The organism is Rhodovulum viride, from assembly GCF_003265965.1.
GTDB classification, from domain to species: domain Bacteria; phylum Pseudomonadota; class Alphaproteobacteria; order Rhodobacterales; family Rhodobacteraceae; genus Rhodovulum; species Rhodovulum kholense.
In genome coordinates, this window is record NZ_MUAV01000067.1 from 1 (window position 1) to 2,383 (window position 2,383).

Annotated in this window: 1 protein-coding gene and 1 pseudogene; one reads left to right on the forward strand and one right to left on the reverse strand. The window is 64.2% G+C overall.

All coding sequences use genetic code 11. The features are described 5' to 3' along the window. Positions 1-11 precede the first annotated feature (11 nt). Positions 12-1,727: a recombinase family protein gene (locus BYZ73_RS20790; protein ID WP_112317523.1), complete on the reverse strand. Its 1,716-nt coding sequence runs from the start codon at positions 1,725-1,727 to the stop codon at positions 12-14. A 519-nt stretch (positions 1,728-2,246) separates the two neighbouring features. On the opposite strand from BYZ73_RS20790, the pseudogene BYZ73_RS20795 reads away from it, so the two are divergent. Next, a pseudogene (locus BYZ73_RS20795) lies at positions 2,247-2,383 on the forward strand (IS5/IS1182 family transposase); the annotation flags it as partial.

The window sequence follows — 2,383 nt, forward strand, 5'->3', positions numbered from 1 at the left end:
GCTCGTCAGGCTCATAACCTGAAGGTCGTAGGTTCAAATCCTACCCCCGCAACCATAGTCACTTGCCTCACGCCCGCGCTAACAGCGCGGGCGTTGGCATTTTGACACATCCCATTGCTGCACAACGACAAAATCGACCCAAGCTCCCCATACAGCTCAATCACATGCCCGTTCGCGGCGTCCGCGTCGGGGCTCAGCACGATCTTCTCGATCAGACCGCGCAGGATCTCCACCGCCTCCGGCCGGCTTGCCGGATCGTTCAGCGCAGCCGCCAGATCCGAAACCTTCGCCGCGTAAACATCCGCCAGCCCCGGGTGCAGGACCACCGGGCTCCGCGCGGGCAGGGCGGTCAGTTTTGCTTCAAACGCCGCCTTCTGCGCCTCCAGCGCATCCATCTTTGCCTTCATGCTCGGATGAAACATGCCTTCCGTGATCGCAGTAACGATGTTGTCGATCTCCTTCGTCACTTTCGACAGAGCCCGTTCCGCCTCGACCCGTCCGGCCTCGGCCTCGAGCCGATCCTTCTCCATCTCCCGGTGAAACTCCGCGATGAACTCCGCCACCAGGTCAGGATGCATCAGCTGTGTCTTCAGCCCGTCAAGTACACGCGCTTCCACATCGAGCCGCTTGATGGTCTTGCGATTGGTGCAGGTCCCGGAGTTCCGGGCCGCGGCACAGCCCAGGCGGCTGTCACTGATCATGATATAGCCCGCGCCGCAGCAGCCGCAGGTCAGAAGCCCCGACAGCAGATAGCGCGGGCGATGGCCGCGCTCGATTTGGGGGGCGTCGGGATCGGCGGCCCGTTCGCTCAGGATATCTTCGCGGATTGCGCCCTGACGCTGTTTGACCCGAGACCAGAGGTCGTCTGCGATGATGCGCAAGGCCGGGGTGTCTTCGGTGATCCAGGCCTCGGGCGGGTTCGGCCGTGCCTGACGTTTGCCGGTATCGGGGTCTTTGACGAAGCGCTGCCGGTTCCACACCAGCTTGCCGATGTAGAGTTCGTTGTTGAGAATGCCCGTGCCGCGCTTCCAGTTCCCGGAGATCGTCGAAAAGGACCAGGTGCCCTTGCCCTTGCCGCCCGAGCGCGGGGCCGGAATCCCATCCCGGTTCAGGCTCGTCGCGATGGTTCGCGCGCTGCGCCCGCAATCATATTCCATGAAAATCCGCCGAATGATCGCCGCCTCTGCCGCGTCGATCACCCGGTCTCCGGTCGTGAACGACCCGTCCGGCAGCGGCTGGCGGTCCAGACGGTAGCCATAGCTGATCCCGCCCGCCGATTTGCCCGCCCTGACGCGGCCCTCAAGGCCTCGATGCGTCTTCTCGGCCAGGTTGCGCAGGAACAGCGCCGACATCGTGCCGCCAAGCCCGATATGCATCTCGCTGATCTCGCCCTCGGCCTTGGTGACGATCTTCACGCCGAGATAGCGCATCCGCTTGTGGAGCCCCGCGATATGCTCCTGGTCTCGGCTCAGCCGGTCGAGCGCCTCGGCGACGATCACATCAAAGCTGCCGCGCATTGCCGCCTGTTGCATGCGTTGAAAATCGGGGCGCAGCTGCGAGGCCCCGCTCATCGCCTCGTCCGCGAAAACTTCGGCTACTGTCCAGCCGCGCTCCTCGCACAGCCGTCGGCACAGCCGCACCTGATCCGGGATCGAGGCCGCCGACTGAAGATCCGTCGAATAGCGCGCGTAGATCGCCGCGCGCGGCGCCGCCGTCCGAGTCGTCATGCTCACCTCCGTCAGCTTGCGTCAGTATGGCACGCGCGCGCCTCGCGCGCAGCTTGTCTCGCCAGAAGCCGCGCCAGTGCGATCAGCGCGGGGGCTGGCGGCGGGACAGGCAGCTGTTCTGCCCTGTCCTGCCCGCCTTCTGTCCGCTTGCCCGCCATGACATGCCTTTCCCGGTCCCGCACGCGAAGGTCCCGCGGCGGGGGATGGTGATACTCTGCTGACCGGGGGCTCTGGCCCGGCGCCGTTGCTCGTCATCATATCCCGGGCAAGCGGGGTGCGGCGCGCGAAACCGCCACGGATCAGCACGAGATTGTGGAAAAGCCCCTTGAAAATAAGGATAATTCCCTTTCCAGAGGGCAGGCAGCGCGACCCTGCTCCGTGGCGGGATGGGGGCTGCAAAAGGCAAAATTTTACCAAGGGGGAGTTCTCCAGATTTTTGGGCAGACGGGGGCTCTCAAAGGCGTTGTTGCGCAAATCCAGGGGATTCATCTCGTGAATCCAGCATGCTAGCCGGGCAGCATGAGCAGACCTCCGAAGCCGATCTACAAGACGATCAACTGGCAAGCGTATAACCAGGCGCTGAGGCAGCGCGGCTCGCTGACCGTCTGGTTCGATCCCGAGATGCAGTGGGACGCGGTCCCTTCCGGACGGCGCGG